This is a genomic window from Fluviicola sp. (genome assembly GCF_039596395.1).
Taxonomy (GTDB): domain Bacteria; phylum Bacteroidota; class Bacteroidia; order Flavobacteriales_D; family Crocinitomicaceae; genus Fluviicola.
Genome location: NZ_JBCNJT010000002.1, coordinates 301,259 through 328,256, shown reverse-complemented (window position 1 = coordinate 328,256; position 26,998 = coordinate 301,259). Strand labels below are relative to the sequence as shown.

Annotated in this window: 17 protein-coding genes; 12 read left to right on the top strand and 5 right to left on the bottom strand. The window is 43.8% G+C overall.

Going from position 1 to position 26,998, the window contains the following annotated elements:
* Positions 1-15 precede the first annotated feature (15 nt).
* Genes ABDW02_RS10520 through ABDW02_RS10510 form a run of 3 tightly spaced genes read right to left on the bottom strand, consistent with a single transcriptional unit; the run spans position 16 to position 4,310 of the window.
* Positions 16-2,370 (bottom strand): polysaccharide biosynthesis tyrosine autokinase, encoded by a 2,355-nt coding sequence (locus tag ABDW02_RS10520; RefSeq protein ID WP_343634513.1) that lies wholly within the window; start codon positions 2,368-2,370, stop codon positions 16-18.
* 1 nt (position 2,371) lies between these two features.
* Positions 2,372-3,142, bottom strand: a complete 771-nt coding sequence (locus tag ABDW02_RS10515) for a polysaccharide biosynthesis/export family protein (RefSeq protein ID WP_343634512.1) — start codon at positions 3,140-3,142, stop codon at positions 2,372-2,374.
* The gene (locus ABDW02_RS10510) at positions 3,132-4,310 is read right to left on the bottom strand and encodes a glycosyltransferase (RefSeq protein WP_343634511.1); all 1,179 of its coding nucleotides are present in this window, start codon (positions 4,308-4,310) and stop codon (positions 3,132-3,134) included. The genes ABDW02_RS10515 and ABDW02_RS10510 overlap by 11 nt, the downstream gene beginning before the upstream one ends.
* A gap of 262 nt (positions 4,311-4,572) precedes the next feature.
* On the opposite strand from ABDW02_RS10510, the gene dacB reads away from it, so the two are divergent.
* From dacB to ABDW02_RS10485, 5 genes are all read left to right on the top strand, one after another.
* On the top strand, positions 4,573-6,054 hold the full coding sequence (dacB, locus tag ABDW02_RS10505; protein ID WP_343634510.1) for a D-alanyl-D-alanine carboxypeptidase/D-alanyl-D-alanine-endopeptidase: 1,482 nt from the start codon (positions 4,573-4,575) through the stop codon (positions 6,052-6,054).
* A gap of 243 nt (positions 6,055-6,297) precedes the next feature.
* Entirely contained in the window at positions 6,298-7,416 is a 1,119-nt protein-coding gene (locus tag ABDW02_RS10500; RefSeq protein WP_343635939.1) for a DegT/DnrJ/EryC1/StrS family aminotransferase, read from the top strand.
* A gap of 3 nt (positions 7,417-7,419) precedes the next feature.
* The gene (locus ABDW02_RS10495; protein ID WP_343634509.1) at positions 7,420-8,736 is read left to right on the top strand and encodes a UDP-glucose/GDP-mannose dehydrogenase family protein; all 1,317 of its coding nucleotides are present in this window, start codon (positions 7,420-7,422) and stop codon (positions 8,734-8,736) included.
* Position 8,737: 1 nt separating this feature from the next.
* Positions 8,738-9,736 carry a UDP-glucuronic acid decarboxylase family protein gene (locus ABDW02_RS10490; protein ID WP_343634508.1) on the top strand — a complete coding sequence of 333 codons (999 nt, stop codon included), beginning with the start codon at positions 8,738-8,740 and terminating at the stop codon, positions 9,734-9,736.
* A 112-nt stretch (positions 9,737-9,848) separates the two neighbouring features.
* Entirely contained in the window at positions 9,849-10,418 is a 570-nt protein-coding gene (locus ABDW02_RS10485; RefSeq protein ID WP_343634507.1) for an acyltransferase, read from the top strand.
* 191 nt (positions 10,419-10,609) lie between these two features.
* Here the strand turns inward: ABDW02_RS10485 and ABDW02_RS10480 are convergent, their stop codons facing one another.
* The gene (locus ABDW02_RS10480; RefSeq protein ID WP_343634506.1) at positions 10,610-11,506 is read right to left on the bottom strand and encodes a PorP/SprF family type IX secretion system membrane protein; all 897 of its coding nucleotides are present in this window, start codon (positions 11,504-11,506) and stop codon (positions 10,610-10,612) included.
* Between the two features lie 313 nt (positions 11,507-11,819).
* Here ABDW02_RS10480 and ABDW02_RS10475 point away from each other — a divergent pair, with 313 nt between their 5' ends.
* From ABDW02_RS10475 to ABDW02_RS10455, 5 genes are all read left to right on the top strand, one after another.
* On the top strand, positions 11,820-12,860 hold the full coding sequence (locus ABDW02_RS10475; protein WP_343634505.1) for a Gfo/Idh/MocA family oxidoreductase: 1,041 nt from the start codon (positions 11,820-11,822) through the stop codon (positions 12,858-12,860).
* Positions 12,838-14,139, top strand: a complete 1,302-nt coding sequence (locus ABDW02_RS10470) for a nucleotide sugar dehydrogenase (RefSeq protein WP_343634504.1) — start codon at positions 12,838-12,840, stop codon at positions 14,137-14,139. Before ABDW02_RS10475 ends, ABDW02_RS10470 begins: the two co-directional genes overlap by 23 nt.
* A gap of 246 nt (positions 14,140-14,385) precedes the next feature.
* Entirely contained in the window at positions 14,386-16,710 is a 2,325-nt protein-coding gene (locus tag ABDW02_RS10465) for a PKD domain-containing protein (protein WP_343634503.1), read from the top strand.
* 197 nt (positions 16,711-16,907) lie between these two features.
* A complete protein-coding gene (locus ABDW02_RS10460) occupies positions 16,908-18,536 on the top strand; it encodes a hypothetical protein (RefSeq protein ID WP_343634502.1) in 1,629 nt (542 codons plus the stop codon).
* A 162-nt stretch (positions 18,537-18,698) separates the two neighbouring features.
* Positions 18,699-21,746, top strand: a complete 3,048-nt coding sequence (locus tag ABDW02_RS10455; protein WP_343634501.1) for a T9SS type A sorting domain-containing protein — start codon at positions 18,699-18,701, stop codon at positions 21,744-21,746.
* A gap of 489 nt (positions 21,747-22,235) precedes the next feature.
* Here ABDW02_RS10455 and ABDW02_RS10450 read toward each other — a convergent pair whose 3' ends face one another.
* Positions 22,236-24,821 (bottom strand): SpoIIE family protein phosphatase, encoded by a 2,586-nt coding sequence (locus ABDW02_RS10450; protein WP_343634500.1) that lies wholly within the window; start codon positions 24,819-24,821, stop codon positions 22,236-22,238.
* A gap of 216 nt (positions 24,822-25,037) precedes the next feature.
* On the opposite strand from ABDW02_RS10450, the gene rfbB reads away from it, so the two are divergent.
* Both rfbB and ABDW02_RS10440 read left to right on the top strand, forming a co-directional pair.
* A complete protein-coding gene (gene rfbB, locus ABDW02_RS10445; RefSeq protein ID WP_343634499.1) occupies positions 25,038-26,096 on the top strand; it encodes a dTDP-glucose 4,6-dehydratase in 1,059 nt (352 codons plus the stop codon).
* Between the two features lies 1 nt (position 26,097).
* On the top strand, positions 26,098-26,841 hold the full coding sequence (locus ABDW02_RS10440) for a CpsB/CapC family capsule biosynthesis tyrosine phosphatase (protein ID WP_343634498.1): 744 nt from the start codon (positions 26,098-26,100) through the stop codon (positions 26,839-26,841).
* The last annotated feature ends 157 nt before the right edge of the window (positions 26,842-26,998 follow it).

Below are 26,998 nucleotides of genomic sequence, written 5' to 3'. Positions count from 1 at the left end.
CGCGGGGGACTATCGCTACTTCTTCCTCTTCTTTTTATCCTCTTCATCGTAATAGCCATATCCATAACCATAGCCATATCCGTAACCATATTTCCCTTTAAAGACTTTGGTACCATTCAGAATGACATTCAAATGCGTAATCTGGTTCATTTCAAACAATTCACGCACTCTTCCTGCAAAAATACGCTTGGAATAATGTGCTTTAAAGATGTAGATCGGAACATCTGCTTTTGCCAGGATCTGAACACCATCTGTAACCAAACCAACGGGCGGATTATCAATAATAACCACATCGTATCTGGATTTCAGGGCTTCCAATATTTCAAAAAACGAGTCGCTGAGAATCAATTCGGAAGGATTGGGAGGAATAGGCCCGGCACTGATGAAGTCCAGGTTCTCAATTTCCGAGTGGCGGATACATTCTTCAAGCGTTGCCTGGTTAATGATCAGGTTACTGATCCCTTTGTCATTGGCAACATTCAATCCCAAATGGACTTTCGGCTTTCTGAGATCCAGGTCGATCACGATAGTTTTCTTCCCGGAAAGTGCAATAATTCCCGCCAGGTTCAGGGCAACGAAGGTTTTTCCTTCTCCCGAGATCGACGAAGAAATGGCGATCACACGCGCATTTGCATTGACGAAACTGAGATTGGTACGGATATTCCGCATGGATTCTGCCAGGATCGATTTCGGATTGTTGTGAATCATCAACTGGCTGAATTCAGAGCTTTCCCGTAACTGCGGGATGTTCCCCAGAATCGTTATTTTGTCCGGAAGCAGCTGTTTCAGATCTTCAACGGTGTTGATCTCATTGAAAGTAATGTACTTAAAGAACAGCAGGGCAAACCCAAAAATAAAACCGATGAACGTGAAACCGGCGTAAACCAGTTTCCGGTTCGGACTTACCGGAACAGTATTTAAAGAAGCGTCGTTCAATATCCGGTTGCTGGAAGTATAGCCCGCATTGGAAATGGAATACATGACTTTTTTCTCGGTTAGAAGCGTGTAGTATTTTTCATTCAGGTCCTGAAGTGACTTCAGGCGGTTGTATTCCATTTTCTTTTGAGGAAGTTTCAGGTATTCTCCTTCGATCACCCCGATTTTCCCGTTGATGGTAGTGATTTGTGAGCGAATACGTTCCTGGATTACTTCGACGCTTCGGCGGATGGATTGCACTTTGGACTGGATGCGCGAATTCAGGTTTTTCAGTTCCGAATTGTTCTCCGTAACATTTGTCAGCAATTCTTCTTTCCGCTCCAGTAAGGTATTCAGGTCTGTGATCTGCTTGGTCAATGATGCCTCAAAGCTTTTACCGAGCATTTCCGGGATCAGGCGGTAAATATCCAGCCGGTTCGGTTCCGATTTCAACTTCGAATGGACTATTTTTAAAGTAGCCAGTTCATTTTCCAGTTCGAAAAGCATATCCTGGAATTTGTCCATGTTATCAGAAAGGGTACCACCGGTCGCTTCAGGATCCGCGAGGTGTGTTTTTCGCTGGAAATCCGTCAGGCTGTCTTTCGAATCTTTCAGTTCTCCGGAAATGGAATCCAGTTGCAGCTGAATGAACGAAAGAATATTATCCGCACTTTTTCGCTTCATTTCTTCGTCGTAATTGAAGAAAGTAGTAGTTACGGACTGGATAATGTCTTTACACAATTCGGGGTTATTTCCGTTGTAGCGCAATTCGATCGTTTTCGCATTCACATCAATCGGATTTACCGCCAGGTTTGCGATCAGACGTGAAGCCAGCGTTTTTTGGTTGTTGAATGTAAAGTAAAGACGGTTTGCCTCATCGTCCTGTTTGAGTACATCCCAATTCTCCACTTTGAATGCAATGTCAAAATGCTGCGTGTGAATGTTCTGATTCACATCTGAAGTTTTCGAATACATTTTGCCATTTGCGGTATAACTCAGTTTCACCCGGTGATTATCCAGTGTTTCCACTTCAATCGGAATGTCACACAAACTGCTGTCGCGAAGCGCATATGGAAGTATTGTGAAGGTACTTTGATGGTATTTTTCTTCGGTAAGAATTTTCCCTTCGGCAAAGATCGACACATTCATGTTCATTTTCGAAATAGCCATCTCGAAAAGCAATTGAGACCGAAGAAGTTCTATTTCAGAGGAAATGTCCTCGTTTTTATTGATGTTGTCGAGTTCGAGCAACTCTTTTCCCTGGTCTTTTTCAACCAGTTGTATGATCATACTGGAATCGTAGACCGGCTTGGTATACCTCAAATAAAAGAATGCAATGCCCAGGAACAAAAAGATCAACAGTAAAACCCACCACCAATAGCGGCGAAGGATTACGCTCACAATGATCGGATTGTAATCTTTATTGATAAATATGGATGAGTTTGAAGAATTCACGTTATTTCAGTGTTGAGAATACGGTAATGATGACAAGTCCGCTGGTAATTAACGAAACAATCGGTGCTACCACTTTGATCGTTTCCTGTCCCACTTGCTCTTTCGGCTCAATATAAATATAATCATTGGCCTGGATAATCATATCGGCGTACTGCAGGTTTTCTATTTTCGACAGGTCGACAACGTACATGGTGCGAACATTGTTTACCACTCGCATGATTTTGATCTTGCTGGCCTTTCCGCGTTCGGCGATCCCACCTGCCAGGGCGATGGCTTCCATAAGCGTGGTATTGTTATTTTGGAGCGGGACAACTTTCGCAGCACTTCCGTTTCCGGGAAATACGATCACCCGCTGATTGGTGAGTTTTACCTGTACGAAAGGTTTGTTGTACCCGTTTTTCTGTTCGAACAGTTTGGCAAGTGTGTCTTCGCATTCCTTGACGGTCAATCCGGCAACCGGTGTTGATCCCAGAATAGGCAGGTCTGCTCTTCCGTCGGGCCTTACCACATATTCAATCTCTGTTTTTGCAACGGCATCCTTGTTCATTCCGGCCATTTCGTTCACAATCCGTTCTCCTTCATTGGTATAAAGCATGAACGTGAATTTATCATCACGGGAAATTTTGTATTCCGCAGCCGGTTTTAACGGAATGCTGTCTTTTACTTCCTTCACTCCTTTGGGAGTACGGAACATGAGGTTGCTGTTGATCCCGCAGGATTGCACCAGGAACAAAGCGGTCAGGAAGAAAAATAATACCCCTTTATTTCGCATTTTTACGAGTCTTTTCAATGAGTTCAGCATAATAATTCTCCATGTTTTTTACCAAAGTAGTATAATGGAATTTATCTCTTACGAAGTTCCAGCCATTTTGTGACATTTTCGTGCGAATTTCTTTGTTTTCGATCAATAAGCGGAGTTTTCCGGCAAATGCTGCGGCATCTTTTTTGGGAACAACAAAGCCGGTATTTCCTTCATCCAGGATGTCTTTTACTCCGCCCACATCCGTTGATATGACCGGAACTCCGCTTGCCTGGGCCTCAATTAAGCTCACAGGTGTGCCTTCATTATCCGAACTCAGGCAGATAATATCCATTCCGGCATTGAATGTGGCAATGTCTTTTATCCAACTCGTTAATTCAATCCGTAAACCATAGTTGGTTTCCAGTTGCTTTGCCCGTTGTTCAATGGTTGTTTTTTCCTGACCGTCGCCTACAATAAAATAACGCGCTTTCACGCCCTTTTCAGCTAATATTTCAATCACATCCAGGAATAACTGATGGTTTTTGATCGGTGCCAGTCTCCCTACAATCGCCACGGCGACTTCATCTTCGTTCAGTTTCCATTTCCGGCGCGTTTCCATTCGTTTTTCAGCCAGGTTTTCCCGGAACTTCAGCAGGTCGAACCCAAGCGGGATAACTTTGATCTTATCCGCTTTGCAAATCCCGTGAATGCTGCTCAGTTCTTCTTTTTGAAGTGGACTGATGGCAATAATCCCGGTGGAAAGTTTCGCAAGCCTGCGTTCGATGAGTTTATACAGCCAGGTTTTTGCCTTCCCGAAGTAAGAATGGAAAACATGTCCGTGAAAAGTATGCACGATTACCGGAACGCCGGCTGCTTTTGCTGCCCTTCTGCCCAGTGCTCCTGCTTTTGCAGCATGTGTATGCACAATGTCCGGCTGGAATTCTTCGATGATCTGTTTGATTTTCCGATACGCTTCCCGGTCTGATTTTAAATTCGGAATGCGCTTCATTTCCGGAATTAACAGGGGCTTTACACCATAATCTTCCAAAATATGCAGGGAATCCGATTCGTCTTTCTCCGGCAGACCGCCTACCAATAAGGTTTCATAGTCCTCAGAAATGAATTTCGTCAAGAAAGCAGCGTTGTAAGTTGGTCCACCAATATTGAATCGATTAATGATTCGCAGCACTTTTGGCATTGATTATCCACAGTTTAAATAGTTCAAAAGTTCAATGGTTTTAAAATTCAACCAGGTTTGAGTGCCTTTATCCGTTTGGGACTCCTTAAACTTTGTTTGACTCTTGTAATTTATTGAACCTTTCCAAAGGTACGGATAATCCAACTAAATGTTTTGTAAAATGTTAATTGGAACCCGCCAAATGGAAACTTTCCTGATTGAAGTGTTCAAAAGTTTTTAAGTGGCAGAAAATTTGCAAGCCGATAAACCAGAACTTTACGTTATGATTCATTTCAAGTTGATATCACGCATTGTTTCTGTCGGATTTAGTGTTCTTTTTGCGGGGAGTTTCAGTTTTTCCCAACAATCTATCCAGGCGGCAATCGATGCTTTTTCTTCCAACGCTTATTTCGCGAATGCATCCATCAGTTTTGAGGCGATGGATTGTGCTACGGGGCAGGTGCTGGCAGCTAAAAATCCTTCACTGGCTTTACCTCCGGCTTCTACCACCAAGTTGTTTTCAACAGCAACCGCATTTCAGTTATTGGGAAAAAACTATGCACCGCAAACACGTATTTACCTGGATGGTGAACTGACAAAAGATGGAGTGCTCAACGGGAATTTATGGATCAGGGGCGGAGGAGACGTTGCACTTGGAAGTCGCTATTACAATGGCGATGGAAGAGAATCCGAATTCATGGAAAAATGGGTGGACACGCTTGTGAAACTGGGAATCAAAAAAATCAACGGTGCTGTGGTGGCAGATGCTTCCGAATTTGGCTATGAAGGTGCTCCAGACGGCTGGAATTGGGGTGATATGGGGAATTATTACGGAGCTGGGGCTTCCGGGCTTCCGATCTACGACAACATGTTGCGTTACCATTTCCAGGTAGGGGCCAAAAGCGGTACGAAAACCACTTTTTTAGGAACAACTCCGTCCGTTGAAGGATTGAAATATGTGAATTACATCCAGACAGGCGGTTCGGGAGATAACTCTTACATCTACGGAGCTCCGTATTCCATGGACCGCTTCGGAACAGGGACTTTGGGCGCAGGTTTGGGAAGATTTACCGTGAAAGGAAGTTTGCCCGACCCGGAATTGACTTTTTCCCAGGAATTTACACGCGTTTTGAAAGCAAAAGGAGTGGAAGTAAAGGAAACGGCTCTTTCAGCACGGAATTTAACCATCGTTTCGGCAAGTACGCGCTATGCTGCTATGAAACTGTTCTTTACCTACAAGGGAAAAACCCTGAATTCCATTGCCTGGTGGACAAATATGAAATCCGTGAACCTTTTTGCGGAGGAAGTGTTGTGCTGGATCGGTTACGGAACTTCCGGAAACGGCTCGGTAGACAACAGCATTTCCAGGATGATGAACTATTGGTCGGGAAAGATCAATACCATCGGGTTGTATATCACAGACGGTTCCGGTTTGTCACGCAGTAATGCCATTTCGGCCAACCATTTCTGTGAAATGCTGAAATACATGTCGACCGCCAAAGAATTCGATGCATTTTATGCCACTTTACCGGTTGCAGGAGTTTCCGGAACACTTTCTTCCGTTTGCAAGAATCAGCCTGCAGAAGGGAAAATACATGCAAAAAGCGGAACCATGAAGCGCATCAAAGCGTATTCGGGATATGCGGAAACCAAATCCGGGAAGAAAATCTGTTTTTCGCTGATCATTAATAATTTCAACTGCTCTTCGGAATACACGGTAGAACAAATGGAAAAGGTGTTCAACGCGATCGTGCTTTCTGAGTAGTATTTGCCATTCCTTCCCAACCTGGAAGATTTTAGAATTCCTCCCTGCGAGGGAGGATAAAGGAGGGTGGTCATGAGTGTTCGGATCAGGTATTTCCCACCTCCCTTAATCCCTCCTCAAGGAGGGAGAAATCAAGTTCATTTAACTTTGCTTCAAGTTTTCCCAATTCACCGCTTTTATTAATTTTGCAGGAATAGAGTATTTTAGTAATCTCCATAGATTAAGCGTGTGAAAAAAATTCAAATGGTGGACCTGGCAACCCAGTACCAGGCAATAAAATCCGAAATAGATTCAGCAATCCAGGAAGTATTAGATTCTTCTGTGTTTATTGGCGGACCAATCGTACAACGTTTCCAGAAATCATTGGAATCGTATTTGAATGTCAAGCACGTAATTCCGTGCGCAAACGGTACGGATGCCTTGCAAATTGCTATGATGGCTCTGGGGCTCAAACCTGGAGATGAGGTAATCACTCCATCGTTTACCTACATTGCAACAACAGAAGTCATTGCATTACTGGGATTGACACCTGTATTTGTGGATGTAGATTCCAAAACCTTTTGCCTGGATCCTGCAAAGATCGAGGCGGCAATTACGCCGAAAACAAAAGCAATAGTTCCGGTCCATTTGTACGGGCAGGCTTGCGATATGGAGGCAATTATGGCGATTGCCCAAAAACACAACCTGTTTGTCATTGAAGACAACGCACAGGGAATCGGTTCCGATTATTATTTCCAAAACGGGGAAACCCAAAAACTCGGAACGATCGGACACATTGGCTGTACGAGCTTTTTCCCGTCCAAGAACTTAGGATGTTATGGAGACGGCGGGGCCATGTTTACCAATGACGATGCGTTGGCAGAACAATTGAGAATGGTGGCAAATCACGGTCAGAAAGTGAAATACCAGCACGATGTAGTGGGATGCAATTCCAGGCTGGACGCCATGCAGGCAGCTATTTTGAATGTAAAACTTCCAAAACTGGATGAATACGTGGCTGCGAGAATTCAGGTGGCTGATTTTTACGACCGTGCATTGAGTGCTTCAGACAAGATCCAGGTACCATACCGCGATGGAAAATCCAAACACGTATTCCACCAATATACCGTTCAGCTGAAAGGAGTTGATAGAAATGCATTGCAGGATTACCTGGCTTCAAAAGATATTCCTTCGATGATTTATTACCCGGCTCCGGCTCACAAACAAGGAATGTTCCAATCATTCAACCTGGGAGATCTGGACCTGCCTGTTACGGAGGAATTGACAAAACACGTAATCTCATTCCCAATCCATACTGAAATGACCGAAGAACAACAGAACTATATTTGTTCTGAAATTCTCACATTCGTAAACGCTCACTAAATCATGAAAAAAATTGCTGTTGTTGGAACCGGTTATGTCGGTTTAGTTACCGGAACTTGTTTTGCAGAAACCGGAAACCAGGTTATATGTGTTGATATTGATAGTAAAAAGGTTGAGCGCATGCGCAACGGGGAAGTTCCCATTTACGAACCGCACCTGGATGTTCTTTTCGAACGGAACATCAAGGCAAACCGCCTGTCGTTTACTACCAACCTGGAAGAAGGGATTAAAGACGCGGAAATCATTTTCCTGGCTTTGCCAACACCTCCGGGAGAAGATGGTTCGGCTGACCTGAGATACATTTTGGGTGTAGCAGATGAGTTGGGTAAATTATTGAAAGATTACAAAGTTATTGTAGATAAAAGTACGGTTCCTGTGGGAACTGCAGAGAAAGTACACAACGCAATCGCGAAACATGCGACCGTGGATTTTGATGTGGTTTCCAACCCGGAATTCCTGCGTGAAGGATTTGCGGTAGACGATTTCATGAAACCGGACCGCGTGGTGTTGGGAACATCTTCCGAACGCGCCGAACGCATCATGGAACAGTTATACAAACCATTCGTGCGTCAGGGAAACCCGATTATTTTCATGGATGAAAAGTCTGCGGAGCTCACGAAATATGCGGCAAATGCCTTTTTGGCAACGAAGATCACCTTCATGAATGAAATTGCCAACTTCTGCGAACTGGTAGGAGCGAACGTAGATAAAGTACGCATCGGGATCGGTTCCGATGAACGCATCGGCAAACGCTTTTTGTTCCCGGGAATCGGTTACGGAGGTTCCTGCTTCCCGAAAGATGTTCAGGCATTGGTAAATTCCGGACTGGAGCATAATTTCTCGTTCGAGATCATCAAATCCGTGATGGAAGTAAACGAATCGCAGAAAACCATTTTGTTCCCGAAAATGAAGAACTTCTTCCGCGGAGATCTGAACGGAAAGAATATTGCTTTGTGGGGACTGGCATTCAAACCGGATACCGACGATATTCGCGAAGCACCGGCTTTGTATATGATCGATGCATTGACAGCAGCAGGGGCAAAAGTAACGGCTTACGATCCGGAAGCAATGGAAAATGTGAAAGCAGTGGTAGGAGAAAAGATTTCTTTTGCATCCAACGAGTATGACGCACTGAAAGATGCGGATGCCCTGGTGATCTGCACCGAATGGGGCGTTTTCAGAAACCCGGATTTTGATAAAATGAAGTCCCTGATGAAAGATTCCGTTATCTTCGACGGTAGAAACCTGTTCGAGGTTTCCGAAATGAACGAAAAAGGATTCTATTACAATTCAATCGGCAGGTCCGTAGTAGCGCAATAACATGAATACAGGCAGAAAACGCATATTGATTACCGGAGCAGCCGGATTTTTGGGGTCTCATTTATGTGACCGGTTTATCAAAGACGATTACCATGTAATTGCGATGGATAATCTCATCACAGGACGTTTGAAGAACATCGAGCACTTGTTCCACCTGGAAAACTTCGAGTTTTATAACCACGATGTGAGCAAATTCATCCATGTTCCGGGAAACCTGGATTACATCCTGCATTTCGCTTCGCCGGCCAGCCCGATCGATTATTTGAAAATCCCGATCCAAACCCTGAAAGTTGGATCTTTGGGAATACACAATTGCCTGGGATTGGCGCGAGTGAAGAACGCACGCGTACTGATCGCAAGTACTTCAGAAATTTACGGTGATCCGACTGTGCACCCGCAAACGGAAGAATACTGGGGAAATGTGAACCCGGTTGGTCCGCGTGGTGTTTACGACGAAGCAAAACGTTTCCAGGAAGCGATCACGATGGCTTATCATACGTTCCATGGAATTGAAACGCGCATTGTCCGCATTTTCAATACCTACGGTCCGCGCATGCGTTTGAATGACGGACGCGTACTTCCTGCATTTATCGGGCAGGCGCTACGCGGTGAAGACCTGACGGTTTTCGGAGACGGATCCCAAACGCGTTCATTTTGTTATGTAGATGATCTGGTGGAAGGAATCGTGCGTTTATTACACAGCGACTGCTCAGATCCTGTAAACATCGGGAATCCGGATGAGATCACGATCAGCCAGTTTGCAGAAGAAATTATCAAACTGACGGGTACGACCCAAAAAGTGATTTACAAAGACCTTCCGGTAGATGATCCGAAACAACGTCAGCCGGATATCACAAGAGCTCGTGAAATACTGGGTTGGGAACCACAGATCGACCGCGCAGAAGGGTTGAAACGTACTTACGCTTATTTTAAGAGTTTAACCAAGGAGGAATTGTACCAATCGGATCACATTGATTTTGAGAAGTACATCGTTCGATAATATGAATTGAAAATTGAAAATTGACAATTGAAAAAAAGGATTAAGCCTTTTGTGCGAAAACCATTTTCAAAATCTTTTCAATTTTCTTTATTGTCCATTTTCAATTGAAGAGATGAACTATTTTGCACACGAAACAGCAGTTGTAGATGAAGGCTGCACGATTGGTGAAGGAACGAAGATCTGGCATTTTTCGCACATTATGCCGAATTGCGTGATCGGTGAGAAATGCAATATCGGGCAGAACGTGGTCGTTTCTCCGGAAGTTATTTTGGGGAACAATGTGAAAATCCAGAATAACGTTTCGATCTATACGGGAGTCATTTGCGAAGACGATGTGTTTTTAGGCCCGTCGATGGTTTTTACGAATGTTATGAATCCGCGTTCAGCCGTAAACCGCAGAGATCAATATTCCAAAACAACCGTTCGTAAAGGAGCTTCCATCGGGGCGAATGCAACGATCGTTTGCGGGAATGACATCGGTGAGTATGCTTTTATCGGCGCAGGATCCGTTGTTACAAAAGAAGTTCCGGCATATGCCCTGGTGGTGGGAAATCCGGCGCGCCAGATCGGCTGGATGAGCGCTTTCGGCCACCGTTTGACTTTTGATGAGAACGGCTTTGCGGTATGCCCGGAAAGCAATGAACGTTACCAGTTGACGGATAACCGCGTAAAGGCAATCTAAGATCAAAGGCTATTTGGATTTTTTTTCAACCACATAGTCACATAGACCACATAGAGAATGCCTGTTTATAATCTATTAGTCGTGTCGGTTAGACATGTGTGTTTATTATAATGCCAACAAACCTGTAAACCAAAGCTATGTGATCTATGGTTTCTATGTGGTTTTTAATGAACACATACAAAACAGGATGGTTACTTCAACATAAAGCCCAGCACTACTTCATGCGTTAAGGTTTTGAAGTAAGTGAACGGGGTCTTGTTGGTTCTGATAAGTGCTGTATATCCTATACGGAATTTGCCTTTGATATCGTAACCGATCATTGGATTTATGGCATAAAGGTTCGTGCCACTTAGTTGCGCCCCGGCTCCGAACCATAGATTCTGTTTCCAGGCGGCCATCAGTTGTATATTAGTAGCAAAATCAATGTTGTCCATTACAACCTGTGCACGTGGAGTGAGACTCCAGTTTGCTCCCAAATCAAAGCGGTAATCTGCGAAAAGCCAAAAATGTGCGAAAAACCGGTAATCGTAACCAACGCTGTCTTTTACATGAAAAACAGGGCGGTTCCATTGTGTGGTGCTAAGCCCGACGTTCCACTTTTCATGACGCAGCGCAATTCCAAAATCAGTAGTAAATGCCGGGGATAACCTCCAGGTTTTTGAAACCATATTGGGATCGGAAGGATCAGGCAATGTATAATTGAACGTTTTAATCCCACCGGAAGCACCTATTGAAAGGAACATGGACTTGATCGGGATGTGATAGGCATAAGAAAGTAAAGCGGTCTGCATTTGTAAAAATCCCTGTGAATCGTAGCGGTAACTGGCACCGATACCGCTGTTGATTTTGTCGATTTTAGCTGCATAATTGGCGAAGATCGTTTGTTCATAGGGCATGCTGGCAAATGGTTTTACAAGCGGATAATCTTTCCAGCTGACGTTTGCTTGGTGTTTGTAAACCGCTCCGGTCATGGCAGGATTGGTATGCAGGTAATTGTTCCAGAACAGGGTGGAAGTCGGTTCCTGTTGCGAAAAAGAAAAAAGGGTGGTGAATAGTGCCGACAAGAGAATAACGGTTCTTAACTTCATGGTGTGTAATGAATAAATGGGTTTAGGATACCAAAAGTATTAAATTTCCCGGTGATTACACAGAATTGTGTAAGCTGAATGAGTATTTGGCCTGATACATCGAACGATCATTGATTTCGGGTTATTTCATAGGGGTTTTACAACCGGATCTGGGTGTCTGCCGAAAATAACAGTCACATAAAATGCTATTTATTCGCGGATTGCAGGTATTGAACGGATGCGATTTCCGAATTTGGCTGATACCACTTTATTCCAAGCAATTTTAATTACTTTTGGGCTTTGAAAACACCGTCGATAACAGAGCATTGAATATATGATACCAGAAAATCACAAAGTAAAGTTTGCCGTTCTTGGTGCAGGACACATCGGGAAGAGACATGCTGAAATGGTCCGCAGAGACCCGGAAGCTGAGTTGGTTGCCATGATCGATATCCGTTCGGTCGAAGAATGTGCCGCTGCGGATTTCAATGTTCCTTTCTTTAGTTCATTGGACGAATTGCTGGCTTCAGGAATCGATTTTGATGTGCTGAACGTATGTACTCCGAATGGTTTGCATGCGGAACAGGCTTTGGCAGGTTTGGAAAACAAAAAGCATGTAGTGGTTGAAAAACCGATGGGATTAACCAAAGACCAGTGTGAAAAAGTGATCTTTAAATCGCTGCAGCAATCCAAACAGGTTTTCTGTGTGATGCAGAACCGCTATTCACCTCCGAGTGAATGGATCAAAGACCTGATCGAGAACAAAGTACTGGGAGATATTTTCATGGTGCAGCTGAATTGCTATTGGAATCGTGATGAGCGTTATTATAAAAAAGGAGGCTGGAAAGGAACGAAAGACCTGGATGGCGGAACCTTGTTCACCCAGTTTTCCCATTTCATTGATATCATGTACTGGTTGTTCGGTGATATCGACAATATTCAGGGGAAATTTGCGGATTTCACACACAAAGATTCAACGGATTTTGAAGATTCGGGATTTGTGAGTTTTGATTTCATCAACGGCGGAATGGGATGTATCAATTATTCCACGGCTGTAGCTGACCGCAACCTGGAAAGTTCCATGACGATCGTCGGAAAGAACGGAAGTGTGAAAATAGGCGGACAGTACATGAACGAAGTAGAAGTTTGCAACATTCCCGGATATGAAATGCCAGAACTGGCACCAACCAATCCCGGAAACGATTACGGGGCTTACAAAGGTTCTGCGGCAAACCACCATTATGTGATCACCAATGTGATTGATACCCTGAAAGGACGTACTTCTGCCACAACCAATGCTTTGGAAGGATTGAAAGTAGTAGAGATTATTGAACGCATTTATAAAGTAAGAAATGAGCAGCTTAATTTACAATAAATTAGTAGCGAAAGAAGCGAAACTGGCAGTTATCGGGTTGGGTTATGTAGGACTTCCGATTGCCCTGGAGTTTGCCAAAAAAATCCAGGTAGTCGGGTTTGATATCAACCAGGCACGCGTAGACATGATGCGCAACAAAAAAGATCCGAGCAATGAATTGGATTCCACCGCTTTCGACAATTGTGATATTCATTTTACGGCTGATCTGGAAGATCTGAGAGACGTCCAGTTCTACATTATTGCGGTTCCGACCCCGATTGACGATGCAAACCTTCCGGACCTGCGTCCGCTTTTGGGAGCTTCCAAAACAGTGGCCCAGGTTTTGAAAAAAGGAGACTACGTGGTATTTGAATCCACCGTTTACCCGGGATGTACGGAAGAAGACTGTATTCCGGTACTGGAAGATATTTCCGGGCTGAAATTCAAAGAAGATTTCAAAGTAGGCTATTCACCGGAAAGAATCAATCCGGGAGACAAAGAACACACACTGCAAAATGTGGTGAAAGTGGTTTCCGGATGCTGCGAAGAATCGTTGGACCAGATTGCGAAAACGTATGAATTGGTGGTAAGTGCCGGAGTTCACCGTGCTGCTTCCATCAAAGTAGCAGAAGCTGCAAAAATTATCGAAAATACTCAGCGCGATGTAAACATTGCATTGATCAACGAATTATCCATCATTTTTAACCGACTGGGAATCAACACCTACGACGTATTGGAAGCTGCCGGAACCAAATGGAATTTCCTGCGCTTTTCACCGGGATTGGTGGGCGGACACTGCATCGGTGTTGATCCGTATTACCTGACGCATAAAGCACAGCAGGCCGGTTACCACGCAAAGATCATCAACAGCGGACGCTATGTGAATGATTCCATGGGCTTCTATATCGGGAAACAAACCGTGAAGAAGATCATTGCCCAGGGTAGAAACATCCACGACGCAAAAGTGTTGGTGATGGGAGCAACCTTCAAAGAAGATGTATCCGACATCCGCAATTCCAAAGTGATCGATGTGGTAAACGAACTGAAATCTTTCCAGGTGAAAGTGGATTTGGTAGACCCGCATGCTTCTTCTGAGGAAATGGAACACGAATACGGGGTAGGTTTGGTAGAGATCGGCAACAACTACGATGCGATTATTGTAGCGGTAAACCACAAGAACTACAAAAACCTCGATGAGAACTATTTCAAATCCTTAATGAAAGACAATCGCGGAGTTTTCGTAGATATCAAAGGAATTTACAAAGGAAAAATCAAGGACCTGGAATACTGGAGTTTATAATAAAGGCGCTTTCGACTCCGCTCAGCGGCCTTATTATCGTTTCTATAAAAAAGGTGACTGAGTCCCGAAGTTTCGGGAAAGCCACCCTTTTTGAACTTTTGAAGATTTCTTCTGTTAAAATTAAAACGGCTTGTCCGTTTTTTTGTTTTGTCCCGTTTTTGTCCCATATATATAAAGCAACCTTAACTTACTTTTGAAGTTTATCATGTAAAGTACAGAACAATGATATTCCCAAAGCTCTCTCGTTTGGCTAAACTCGGTTTTATAATTCCGCTCGGACTTTCTTTCAATAGTTTGTCCCAATGCAGCGGAATGATTACGCAGGTGAACCTGGGGCCGGATACCACGCTCTGTACCGGGCAGTCGATTACGCTCAATGCGGCAACGACCGGCCCGTATGATTCCTACAAATGGAATAATAACTCCACGGCTCCGACGCGGTTTGTTACCAGTCCGGGAACCTACAGCGTAAAAGTAGGAAAACTGGGCACCAACCTGATTGTAAACGGAGACTTCGAAGCGGGAAATATGGGTTTTACAACCGGTTATGCGGTTGGAACCGGCGGAACCTGGGGACTTGTTTCACTGGCTGGAACCTATGTCGTAACAACGAATCCGTCATTGGCGCACAGCAATTTTATGTCCTGCACGGATCACACGGCAGCACCCGGAACAAAAATGATGGTCGTAAACGGGGCAGGAACGCCCGGAACGAATGTTTGGTGCCAGACAGTGCCTGTTGACGCAAATACCGATTACCAGTTCAGTACCTGGGCATCCAATGCACTCAATAACACGAGTGTGGCGCAGTTGCAATTCTCGATTAACGGTTCTCCGATCGGAACGGTATTCTCAACACCTACGATCGGTTGTTCGTGGCAGCAGTTTTTCCAGACCTGGAATTCAGGATTGAATACTTCTGCGCAGATTTGTATGCTGAGCCAGAACCTGATCGATGATGGAAACGACTTCATGATCGATGATATTACGTTCAAACCGATCTGTTATTCTTACGACACGGTTGTTGTGACTTACAGTACTTTCCCGGTGGTGAATTTGGGAGCCGATACCAATCTTTGCGAAGGATCTACACTGGTGCTTGACGCACAAAATCCGGGAGATACCTATTTGTGGAACGACGGTTCAACTAACCAGACATTGAGTGTTACAACAACAGGAACATACCAGGTAACGGTAAAAAATACCGCGCAATGTGCTAAAACAGATGCCATCAATGTGACTTTTGAAGCGCAGAAACATGCCGGAAACGATAGCCTGGCAATTTGGTGTGAAACCAACGGTGTGGTGGATCTGAATAACCTGCGTTCGGCAGGAAGCACCGCAGGCGGAAGCTGGTCGGATGTGAATAACGGCCTGGGAGCAAGTTTGACTTCTGCCGGGCAACTCACGGTAAACGGTGCAATCGGTTCGAACTTATTGGAATATGTTGTGTTCGGAACGTATTGTCCGAATGATACCAGCCGGTTCCAGATTACTGTAAACAGTCAGCCAATCGGAATCAACCCGACTCATCTGCATTTGTGTAATTCTTCCGGGTCAACGGTTGACCTGGACCAGTATACAACCGGTTCATCCCAGACATTAGCGCCATACTGGACGGAAACATCTGCTTTCCCTACCAATCAATTCGATGCACCAACGGGTGTGTTGGACTTGTCGCTTTTGGCAAACGGGAATTACGAATTCAGCTACGTGTTGCCCGCAGATACGATGTGTGTGAACGATACGACAAAAGTGACTATTCAAATCACCGAGAATCCGATCATTGCTTTTTCTTCGGATGTGATCAAAGGGTGTTTCCCGCTGGATGTACAGTTTATCAACGAAAGTACGGCAAATCCGGGATCAGTGGTACAGTGGGATTTGGGAGACGGAACCCTTTCTTCGAATAATTCCACCGTGAGCCATCAATATACCGGAATCGATTGTTTCGATGTAACATTGACAATTACAGCGGACAATTTGTGTACGACTACGAAAACACTGACGGATATGATTTGTGTAGATCCGCTTCCGGTGGCATCTTTCAACGCCAATCCGCAGCAGGTTTTCTCCTTTGATCCGACGGCGAGTTTTGAGAATACTTCCTCATTGAATGACCAAAATCTCTGGAATTTTGATGACGGAACAACTTCCGACCAGGTAAGTCCTACGCATCAGTTCCCGATCGGGCAAATTGGTAATTACAACGTGGAACTGATCGTGATTTCCGATCAGGGCTGCCGGGATACGGCATATCGGATTGTCATCGTAAAAGACCAGTTGCTGTTCTATGTTCCGAATACCTTCACACCGGATGGCGACGAGCACAACAATATTTTCCTTCCGATCATGACAGCTGGTTTTTCACCGGCAACTTACGAGTTCTATATCTACAATCGTTGGGGAGAACTGGTGTTTGAGTCGCACGATACGCAGGTAGGCTGGGACGGAACGTATGGGGGAGGCGGCATGTCGCAGGTTGGATTGTACACCTGGGTCATCCGTTTCAAAGACGATGACAACGACGAAAAGTTTGAATTTGCCGGTCACATCAATTTGATGAAGTAACCAAGAGTTCAAATGTTTCTGCCGCGGCAGATTCAAATTAGACTTTTTGAACGATTGATCCTTTTAAACTTTTAGACCTTCAAACAACTAATTCTGCGTGTTATTCGTCTAGTGATCTGATAAAGCTATTGATTCTTCGTTTTTTCTTCGAGGAATAAATAGTTTACTTTTGTAAGATACCCCTAGTTGAAGACACTTTGAAACACATTTACTATCGTTTAACCGCATTGTTCTTTTCTTGCGTACTAATCTCATTCTTTTCCGGTGCAACACTGGATGCAGAACAGGGAGTAGCAAAAATGATTTCGGAACAGGAAACGAAAGGGGTTTCATTTATCCGATTGTTTGAAGATTATCATTCCTCCGATTTTTCCACAAACGCTGAGTGGGACCGCTTCCTGCGAAAACTTTGCCGACAGGAAAAAGTAACGGAAAGAGAAGATTTTCCAGAGTTGTGCTATGCAATCGGACGGCGCTTGAGCGATGCCCAAAAATACCGGGAAGCTTATTATTTTCTATACATTACCTTGCGGGAAGAGAAACATGTTTACACTTCTCAAAAACCTTATTTGGCCCTTTTTCACGAAACATTAGGTCAGATATACTATTTTTTTAGACGCTTTGATCTTTCAGAAAAACACCTGAAAATCGCCTTGCATCATTCGCATGTTACGGAAATCAGCAAGATCAAATTGTACAACACGCTGAGTTTGATTTACCGGGACAAACTGGACAATAAAACTTCGGAATGGTATCTGCAAAAAGCTTATAACCAGGCAGTCAAATTAAAGGACGAGGCGTGGACAGGAATTTTGTCTGGGAACTTGGGCTACATTGCCTTGTCGAAAAAAGAGAACGAAAAAGCCCGCAAGCTCATCCAGTTTGATTACGAAGTAAGTACGAAAAGTGCACAAACGAATAGCCAGATCAATGCCCTGGCTTTACTGATCGAGTTGGACCTGATGGAAAACAAACTGGCACAGGCATCTTTAAAAATGAAAGTGTTTGATAGCCTGATGAAAGATGAGACGAATCCGCAATTGTGGGGAACACTTTATAAAACAAAGATTACCTACTACGAGAAATTGGGGCAATACGAAATGGCTTTGAACAGTTTCCGGAAGTACATTTCCTACAAGAAAATCAATGATGAAAAACGGCAGTTCCTGAATATTCAGAATGCGGAATTCCAGATCGAGTTTGAACGGAAACAGGGAGAAAACAACATTTACAAGGAAAAGAAAAAAACCGACGACCTGATCATTTTAGGGTTATTCGTAATTTGTCTCATTCTGGGGTTGACCAGTTTTATCATCATCAAACAAATCCAGCGCAAACGTTTCCAGGATAAGGAATTATTGACCCTGCGTGCGCAGAAAATGGAAGACGAATTGCATGCTACTGAGCGCGAAATGCGGGCGCTGCTTTCAACCATGTTTGATAAAAACAAAGTGATCTTTGAATTGCAGGAACAGGTAGAGGCTTTTGAAAAGAACCAGCATTTCAAAACAGATTCGGAGAAAGAAACCATGCTGAATGATTTGCAGTCTTTTTCCCTGCTGACGGAAAATGACTGGATTGAGTTCAAACGCCTGTTCGAAAAGCTGAATCCGGGCTTCTTTGATTTCTTCCAGGAACGTTTCCCGGAGATTACCGCCGCTGAGATCCGGTTGGCCGCATTGATTAAACTGAATTTGTCCAACCTGGAGATGGCACGAACGTTGGCAATCTCTCCTGACTCCGTGCGAAAGACCAACCTGCGTCTTCGAAAAAAATTAAATATCGAATCCTTAGACGATCTCACACGCTTTATCAAAGGGATTTAGTTCAATTTATCATGCTTGAAACGCTCACTGTTAATCATTTCACAAAAACCGGTTTGTCCCCTTTTTGTCTCACTAATCATTTAGTAAAAACACCGGGTTCTTTATAAGTTAGCCTAAAAATAAACTTATCATAATCTTATGAAGAAACTTACAACTTTCAAAATGAGGAATCGATCGGTTGCAAGAAACCTTACACTGGGTATCTTGATGTCGATGGGTTCTTTGGTTTCTTTTGCACAGACTATTACAACGAGTCTTGCAACAGGAACCAACACGTCTACCAACGTTCCGATTCACGGAAACTACGATTATTCGTATTCTCAGCAAATTTACCTGGCAACTGATTTCAACGTAGCAGTAGCAGGTACACCGAACTATATTACAAAAGTTCGCTTTTTCAACGTTACAGGATCATTGGGATCATCCAATAACTGGACGGTTTATATGGGTAACACGTCAACTACTTCTTTTGCGAGTAACAGCGCATGGATTCCTGTAGGGAGTTTGACACAAGTGTTTTCCGGAACCCTGCCAACTCCGGCTGCGAATTCCTGGGTGGAAGTTACATTGGCTACTCCCTTTCTTTGGGACGGTGTAAGTAATGTAGTAGTAGCTGTTGACGAAAATGCTCCGGGCTTTGTCAATCTGACATGGCGTCGTTACGATACGGGAACCGGTTCAAACAGATCTTTGTACATCAGCCGTGATGGTACGGATATCGATCCGGCTGCGCCTGCAGGTACAAACAACTCACGTTTTGCATACGTACCACAGGCACAGTTTGTTCACGCGCCGTCAGTAGCTTGTGCGGGAATGCCGAATCATGCAACTGCAACAGCTTCTGTTTCTTCGGTTTGTTCCAACTCTCCGGTGCCTGTTACTTTTTCTGTTACAGGAACATCGTTTGTTAACGGATTATCTTTCCAGTGGCAATACAACGACGGATCGGGATGGGTAAATTACCCTACAGGTACAACAGAAACATTCGCTACTGTTCCATCAACCACTGTAAACGTTCGTTTGGTAACTACTTGTGTTGCAACGGGTGACCAGGATTTTTCAGAAGAAGCTTCTGTGGTAGTTAATCCGGCTCCAACAGTTGCTGCAAACTTTACGGAATTGGCTTATTGTACGGGAGCACCGGCTCAATTAATTGCAACAGGTGCCAGCACATACGCATGGACGCCTGCAACAGGATTGAACGTTACTAATAACGATACGGTAAATGCAAACCCGACAGCAGTTACTACTTATAGCGTAGTAGGAACAGATGTAATGGGATGTAAAGACACAACTACAGTTAAAGTATACCCATTGTCAAAAATTGACAGAACAGCATCTTACACTCCGGCAACACTTTGTACTCCGGGAACGCCTGTAACAGTGACAGCTACTGCTATGCCTGCTGTAATTAACGGTGGAGGAGCTTATGAATACAAATTCATCGGAGCAAACGGAGCTATTTTACAGGATTGGAGTTCTTCCAATACATATAATTTCACACCAACTGCAGACAGCGTTTACAAAGTTTACACAGATTTCAGATCAAACACCTGTACGGATGCAGTTGATTCTATTTTAACTTCCGTTACTGTAGGATTCGGAGCAAACGTAGCAGTTGTAGATTACGACTGTATTAATTTGGGCGGATCTGTGACATTGAGCTCTATCTTCGGGCAAACGACTACCGAAACAGTTTATTCAAACCCATTTGCAGCAACAACGGATGTAACTTCCGGTATTGTTACTTTGGGCGGAGTAGCTGCTATTTCCGGTGGACGTGCAGTTTTGACTCCATCCCAAACGAGTGCTAACGGTTCGCTTACAATCAACGATCCGGCATTCCATACAGGATTGAACAACGCCATGACTGTTTCCTTTAAAATGACTGCTGACCAACCGATCAATGTATTTGGTACAGGTGGTGCTGACGGAATCTCCTATTCTTTCGGAGACGACGTAAGTGCAACAGGAAACCAGAACGGTTCAGGTTCCAAATTGAGACTTTCTTTTGACGCGAACGATAACAGCCCGAACATCGCAGGGATTTATCTTGGATACGGTGTAACAGGTACACTTTCTCCTACAGGTACAGGAACATTGGTTCACGTAGGAAATATCGCTTTGTGGAAAATCAAGCAAGACGTTCCTGTAGTATTGACAATTGATGCAAACGGAAAAGCAAGCTTAACAGTTGACGGATCAACGGTATTCCAAAACATTCAGATGCCGGCTGCTTATATGAATGCAAATACAGCTGCATGGAAACACGTATTCGGTGCTGCAACAGGAGGTGATGCCATGAGACAAGCTATCAAAGATGTAGTGATTACTTCTCCGTCTGTGAAATATGCATTTGTACCTGCAAACACAACGCCTTCAACCTGGGGAACAACAACAGCGTTTACAAACGTTCAACCCGGAACTTACGATGTATGGATCAGCAGCAACGGATCAACTTCCTGCGCGAAAAAAATTGAGACTGTTGAGATCGTGAACACAAACCCATTGGTTCTTTTAGGAAACGATACAACAATCTGTGAAGGTGAATCTTTGACTTTGGATGCAGGTAACCCTGGAGCTTCATATGTATGGAGTGGTTCTCAGATCACTACTCAAACACGCGTTGTAACTCAGGCTGGCCCTTATGTAGTTAACGTTACAGCTCCTAACGGATGTATCGGTGTTGGTTCAATCAACGTTTCTGTAATGGACCATCCTACAGCGTCAACCATTTACATAGTAAACAACATGCCGACGTACACATTCACTATCCTGAACCCGCAAAATGCTGATCAGTATTCATGGGATTTCGGAGACGGAACAACGATCGCAAATGCACCTGCAACAGTAACGCATACTTATACAACGGCTGGTCCGAGACAAGTATCTGTTACATTGACAAACGAATGTGGAACTGAAACAGTGATCGCAACGGTTGTAGTTACAAGTACTGCAGGTGTTGCAACAAACACAATCGAAGGATTGAATGTATATCCGAATCCGGCTAATGAGTATGTAACGGTTGAATTACCTGCTGCAACTCAGGCTACAGGATCTGTATACAACATGGCAGGATCTTTGATCAGAACGGTTGACAGCTTTACAGCTAAAACAACGGTATCTGTAAGCGATTTGACACCTGGAGTTTACTTCCTGCATGTTCAAAGCGAAGAGAAAACAAGTGTTATTAAACTGGTAGTAGAATAATAAACAGATTAAAAGCAATTATCGAATTAGTAATTGTTCGGTAATTTTTTAGGTATAATCTCAGTTTAGAAGGGTGGTCCGTCGGATCACCCTTTTTTGATAGTATCCGGGTTTAAAATAAACTGCATAGGATAATAAAAATGAACCACATAGGGAACATAGATTTACAAAGTTGCCTGTAAACAAACAACTCTTTAATGGTGAATTAAAAGCTACGTAACTTAGCTATTCTTGTAAGTTTCGATAGAGTTTTTTGACCTTCCCGAGCAGGAATAATGATTATGTATTTAGCAAAAAATTGTACAAAACATCACTTTTCTATGTGACCTATGTCCCTATGTGGTTAAAAGAAATGAGAGCGGAGCGAAACGACAAATTACCAGCTTGAATAGCACTAATCAAAACAAAACCTCTGTGTTCTATGTACCTATGTGGTTCAAAAAATCAATTCTTGTTATCTGCGTCAGCTGACGAGAGCATGCGGGATTGTTAAATCTCAATCCCCATGATACAAACATCATCCACCTGCTCGAAATTCGCTTTCCATTCGGTGAAATAGCGTTCCAGTTCAGAAGCTTGTTGTGTAATGGAATTTCCGGATGTGGCCACTAAAAACTCTTTCAGGTTTTTAGTCTTCAATTTTTTCCCGATCGGCCCTCCGAACTGATCTGCAAAACCATCCGAAATGAAATACAGGCGATCCATTGGTTCAAGGATGATTTCGTGACTGGTGAAGGATTTGAAATGTTCAAAATGTCCTACCGGTTGTTTGTCGGCCTTGATCTCGATCAGTTCCTTGTTGCGGATAATCCACAACGGATTGTGGGCTCCGGCCCACTTCATGGTATTGGTGCTGAAATCGATACAAGCCAGGGAAATGTCCATTCCGTCTTTCACATTTTCGTGCGCGGACTCGAATGATTCTACCACCAGCTGTGCGGATTTATCCAGGATTTTGCCCGGATCCGTCAGGTTGAACTCTGTTACCGAACGCTTGATGGCGGAAGAACAAACCATGGAAACCAGCGCTCCGGGAACACCGTGTCCGGTACAATCCGCAACGGCAACGATCCCGATTTTGCGCCCGGCCATCTCAATACTTTCACACACGTAGAAATCTCCTGCAACAATGTCTTTCGGCTTGTATAGAACGAAATTCTTCGGAAACAGGTCGTCGATTTTTGCCTGCGGTGGCAGAATGGTGTTCTGAAGGCGTTTTGCGTAGTTGATACTGTCAATAATCTCATCGTTTTTCTGTTGAAGGATCACTTGCTGCGCTTCAATTTCCGCGTTCTTTTCCGTAAGTGTCAGGTTTGCCAGTTTACGCTGTTTATTGCTTCTGGCAATGAGGATCACCAATCCGAAAATCAGCACCAAAACGATCAGCATCCCGAAAATAATAGACGTATTGCGCTGGTTCGTTGCTTTCTCTGAAATGATTTTAAGGTTTGACAGGCTAAGTTCTTTTTTATTGATGTTCAGGGAATCTTCGATCTGCTGTGTCTGGAATTCCTGTTTCAGGGAAAGGATTTTATCGTTTAAGGTCAATGCATCCAATGAATCCTGGACACGCTTATGCGCATTCAGGTTTTCATAGGCCAACTGGTATTTTCCGAGCTTTCCGTAAACGTTTGCATACAGCAAATACCTGTCGGCGATATGCTGGCCTGTTGCATACTTTAAATCCTGGTATTTATCTGCTTCCTGGTAAGCTTTCAATGCCTTAGCGAAGTCTTTCCTGTCGAAATAAACAACCCCCAGGTTTTGGTTGTAACCGGTCATTGCATCTGGATTTGGTGGAGTTTTCTTCGATTCTGCTTCAATGGCTTTCCGGAAGTACTTTTCAGCCGGGTCCAATTGGTTCATTTGCTTGTAGCAAACCCCGATTTTGCAGTACAAGGTCGAGTTCTCACCGTCGTATTTCTTTTCAATCAATTCTTTTTCCAGATCCAGAAGAAGCCGCAGCCCTTTTTTCACGGGAAGCATATCCGACTTTTCGAAAACAGCCGAAACATAGGTAAACATGTGCTTGCCCTTTGACAAACGGATCGCTTCATTGATTTCCCGGAGAGCATGAACCGTATCTTTCAGCTGGATATAAATACTCGCCAATTTGATGTGAGAATTCGGAAGCATCCGGGTATTTTTGGTCTTTTTGAAGAAAGCCATGCTGGATTTGGCACATTTGATAGCCGATTCAAAATCTTTCATTTGAATGTATTCACCGATCTTGTTCTGGATCAATGCATTGTACTTGGTGGTATCTTTTATCTGCAGGTAAATATCCGCCGCCTTATCGTAGTAATCCATGGCAATATCTGTTTTTCCGTAATTGGAATAGGAAATTGCCAGGTTTTCGTTGATCATTCCTTTCAAAGGCATGTCGATATTCCCGTTCATGCGGTCGGCTCTTTTATAGGCTTCAATCGCTTTTGCGTTATTCCCTGTCCGGAAATTGATTACGCCCAGGTTCATGAGCGATCCGGCAATTCCTGAGCTGTCTCTGGTATCCATGTAATCCACCGATTTTTCAAAGGTGTAAATGGATTTCCGGGTATCTCCCATCATGTAAGCACTGATCCCCATAGCGCTGTAGATATCGGAAAGCGGAAACTCCTTGTACTTTTTAAACAAAGGCATATTTTTTTCTCCCAAAACAAGTACTTCAGGATGCATATCCAGTTTGCCAAGGGTTTTTAGTTCGTGGTATTTTCCAAAGGCATGAACGAGCGTAATGGATTGGTTTTCTGTCGTAAACCTGCGGATTTCTTCCAGCTTTTCAGGAGTGTTTTCCTTGGTGGAAAGTTCAAATAAGTGAAGCAGTTTTAGATGCTTTTCGTCTTTTTTGGCGGCGAATTTTTTCTGATAGGCAGGAAGCTCTTTTTTGAAAGAATTGTTGAGTAATCGCAGGTATATATACTCATAGGCAATTTTTTGATCACCGCTGCTTTGTTCAATTTTTTTCGGATACTCTTGTTTTCTGAGTTTATCGATCAGTTCAATTTCCTGGGCACAAACAAAGGTTGTCTGTATAAATAGTGTGAATAGCAAAGCTAAAACTGATCCAGTTTTCATAGAGTGAGAATTTTGGGGGTAAAATTAGCTAAATCAGGAATTTAATCGGTTTAGTCGCAAAACTTATTGAAAACTTAAAATTGGAATCCTATTAATACAGAATGAGAAAGAGGAAGAGAGTGCGTAAAGTATACTTCGCATCTGAAGCTGGAAAAAGGAATATTATCTTCATTCCCTTTCTCATTGTCATTTTGGTTCGTTATTTTTACTTCTTGTATGACAGCACAGAAACACATACTGGTAACAGGCGGCGCAGGGTTCATCGGATCTCATTTGGTTCGCCTGCTGGTAAACAAATACCCTTCCTATCAAATCATTACCTTTGATTCCCTCACGTATGCAGGAAATTTGTCCAATCTCAATGACGTTATGGACGCAGGAAACCACGTGTTTCTGAAAGGGGATATTACTTCCGAAACAGATGTAAAAGGAGCTTTTGAGAACTATCAGATCACAGATGTTATTCACCTGGCAGCGGAATCCCATGTAGACCGTTCCATTGAAGGGCCTATGGAATTCGTGCATACCAATGTGGTCGGAACAGTAAACCTGATGAACCAGGCCAGAGCGTATTGGAAAACGTTGGAGGGACATGTTTTTTACCACGTTTCAACGGATGAAGTGTTCGGATCCTTGGGAGATGAAGGGTTTTTTACGGAAGCAACTCCATATGATCCCAGAAGCCCGTATTCGGCATCCAAGGCCGCATCCGATCATTTCGTTTCTGCTTATTATCATACTTACGGTTTCCCGGTAAAACGCTCCAATTGTTCCAATAATTACGGAAGCCATCACCATCCGGAAAAATTGATCCCGCTGATGATTAACAACATCCTTCATAAAAAACCATTGCCTGTTTACGGCGAAGGGATCAATGTGCGGGATTGGTTGTGGGTCGAAGATCATGCACGTGCTATCGACGTGATTTTCCACGAGGGTGAAATCGGCTGCAACTACAATGTTGGCGGTTGGAACGAGTGGCGGAACATTGATCTGATCCACGAACTTTGCAAAATTATGGACGGCGAATTGGGCCGGAAGGAGGGAGAAAGTGCGGAACTCATTACCTATGTGAAAGACCGCGCCGGCCACGATATGCGCTATGCCATCGATGCTACCAAACTGTTTGATGAATTGGGCTGGAAACCGAGCATTACCTTTGAAGAAGGCCTTCGAAACACGGTTCTTTGGTATTTGAATAACCAGGACTGGGTGCAGCAGGTAACTTCGGGTGCTTACCAGGATTATTACAAGAATATGTATCATCAACGATAGAATGGCCCTGTTCGGACTATTTAACACCCAAAAAAAGGAAGCTGCCAACCTGGGCGGGAACCTGCTTGTTGACATTCATAGCCATTTACTTCCGGGTATCGATGACGGAGCGCCCACCATGGATCATACGATCGGGATGCTCCGGAAGTTTGAAGAACTCGGTTACCAAAAGTTGATCATGACTCCGCACATCATGTCGGGAGTTTATGACAACACTTCTGAGATTATCGTGCAAAAGCTGGAAGAGGTCCGCAAAGTAAGTCATGATCTCGGCTTAAAACTACAATTGGAAGCTTCCGCAGAATATTATTTCGATGAAACGCTTTTTGACCGGATCCGCAGGAAAGACTTACTGCCGTTCGCAGGAAATCACATTCTCTTTGAGTTCTCATTCCGGAATCAGCCCTCACAAGTCGAGGACATCGTTTTCAGTTTGAAATCGGCCGGTTACCAACCTGTTTTAGCACATTTTGAGCGCTACCTGTATTTCCACCCGTCCATTGAAATTGCGCGCTCTTTGCGTGAACGCGGGTGTTACATCCAGGTCAACCTCAATTCCTTTACCGGACATTACGGCGCGGATGTAAAAAACCAGGCCATTCGTTTGCTGAAAGCAGGTTTAATAGATATTCTGGGAAGCGATTGCCACCGTATTCAGCATTTGGAACTCCTGCAAAGTTCCCTGAAGGATTCGGTTTTTCACCAATTGATGACATTGAAAGTCAAAAACCGGGAGTTTTTTTAAACTTGTTATCTTCTTACCGCCAGGGTTTATTCCCGCAAATCCCATAATAGCGGGACAAGTTGCACAAATTTTGAAGGCGCTCACCGGTCGCCTTGTTCCTAAAATTTAATAGACGTCTTATTTTTCGAAAACCAGCAGCAATTAAGAAGTTACCGGA

Bases quoted from the DNA above. Each gene is read 5' to 3' on its own strand.
- ABDW02_RS10510 (WP_343634511.1), bottom strand. From the start codon at position 4,310: ATGCCAAAAGTGCTGCGAATCATTAATCGATTCAATATTGGTGGACCA.
- dacB (WP_343634510.1), top strand. From the start codon at position 4,573: ATGATTCATTTCAAGTTGATATCACGCATTGTTTCTGTCGGATTTAGT.
- ABDW02_RS10450 (WP_343634500.1), bottom strand. From the start codon at position 24,821: ATGAAAACTGGATCAGTTTTAGCTTTGCTATTCACACTATTTATACAG.
- rfbB (WP_343634499.1), top strand. From the start codon at position 25,038: ATGACAGCACAGAAACACATACTGGTAACAGGCGGCGCAGGGTTCATC.
- ABDW02_RS10485 (WP_343634507.1), top strand. From the start codon at position 9,849: ATGAACTATTTTGCACACGAAACAGCAGTTGTAGATGAAGGCTGCACG.
- ABDW02_RS10490 (WP_343634508.1), top strand. From the start codon at position 8,738: ATGAATACAGGCAGAAAACGCATATTGATTACCGGAGCAGCCGGATTT.
- ABDW02_RS10440 (WP_343634498.1), top strand. From the start codon at position 26,098: ATGGCCCTGTTCGGACTATTTAACACCCAAAAAAAGGAAGCTGCCAAC.
- ABDW02_RS10500 (WP_343635939.1), top strand. From the start codon at position 6,298: ATGGTGGACCTGGCAACCCAGTACCAGGCAATAAAATCCGAAATAGAT.
- ABDW02_RS10475 (WP_343634505.1), top strand. From the start codon at position 11,820: ATGATACCAGAAAATCACAAAGTAAAGTTTGCCGTTCTTGGTGCAGGA.
- ABDW02_RS10470 (WP_343634504.1), top strand. From the start codon at position 12,838: ATGAGCAGCTTAATTTACAATAAATTAGTAGCGAAAGAAGCGAAACTG.
- ABDW02_RS10480 (WP_343634506.1), bottom strand. From the start codon at position 11,506: ATGAAGTTAAGAACCGTTATTCTCTTGTCGGCACTATTCACCACCCTT.
- ABDW02_RS10455 (WP_343634501.1), top strand. From the start codon at position 18,699: ATGAGGAATCGATCGGTTGCAAGAAACCTTACACTGGGTATCTTGATG.
- ABDW02_RS10515 (WP_343634512.1), bottom strand. From the start codon at position 3,142: ATGCGAAATAAAGGGGTATTATTTTTCTTCCTGACCGCTTTGTTCCTG.
- ABDW02_RS10495 (WP_343634509.1), top strand. From the start codon at position 7,420: ATGAAAAAAATTGCTGTTGTTGGAACCGGTTATGTCGGTTTAGTTACC.